The organism is Mesorhizobium sp. M4A.F.Ca.ET.020.02.1.1, from assembly GCF_004022645.1.
Classification (GTDB): Bacteria; Pseudomonadota; Alphaproteobacteria; order Rhizobiales; family Rhizobiaceae; genus Mesorhizobium.
The window spans coordinates 1-783 of sequence record NZ_RZOI01001266.1; the positions used below are offsets into that span (position 1 = coordinate 1).

Here is a 783-nt window from a genome sequence, read left to right on the forward strand (position 1 = left end):
CGTAAGCGGTCCGGGACAGGCAGACGCACGGCCAGCGAAGAGGGCCGTGCGAGCTCGCTGCATCAGTTCGAGGCGAGCGCCTCGATGGCATATTTGGCCGTCGCGTATTTCGAGTAGTCGGGAAGCACCGCGTCGATCTTGCCCTGCTCCTTGAGGAAGGCGGACGTCGCCGCGATCGCCTTGACCGTGGCGCCGCCAAGGAACTTGTCGGAGGCCTGCTCGTCGAGCGTCGGGAAGACATAGCCTTTGAGCAGTTCCGGAACCTCTTCGAGCTTGGCGCCGGTGAGCTTGGCGATCTTGCCAGCTTCGGGCGAAGAGACCGACCAGGCCTCGGGGTTGGCCAAGTATCGGGCATAGGCCTCACCGGTGACCTTGACGAAACCGCGCACCACATCTGGATGTTTTTCCGCGAAGTCGGTGCGCACGATCCAGGCGTCGAAGGTCGGCGCGCCCCAGGCGGCGACCTGCGAGGAATCCAGTACCACCTTGCCGGTCGTCTTGATCTGGCCGAGCGCCGGGTCCCAGACATAAGCCCCGTCGATGTCGCCGCGTGCGAAGGCGGCGGCGATCTCAGGCGGCCTGAGGTTGAGGATCTCGACCGACTTCGGATCGACGTTCTCATGCTTGAGCGCGGCGAGCAGGCTGTAATGCGTCGTCGAGACGAACGGCACCGCCACCTTCTTGCCGGCGAGGTCGGCGATCTTCTCGATGCCGGCGCCGTTGCGGGCGACCAGCGCTTCCGATTCGCCGATGAGGCCGACGACGAAGATGGTCTGGATCGGC

At 65.0% G+C, this 783-nt stretch carries 1 protein-coding gene; it reads right to left on the reverse strand.

Translation table 11 applies throughout. From position 1 onward, the window contains the following. Positions 1-62: 62 nt before the first annotated feature. Positions 63-783, reverse strand: a 721-nt coding sequence (gene tauA / locus EN742_RS36530) for a taurine ABC transporter substrate-binding protein (RefSeq protein WP_128333965.1), incomplete at its 5' end; no start/stop codon positions are given.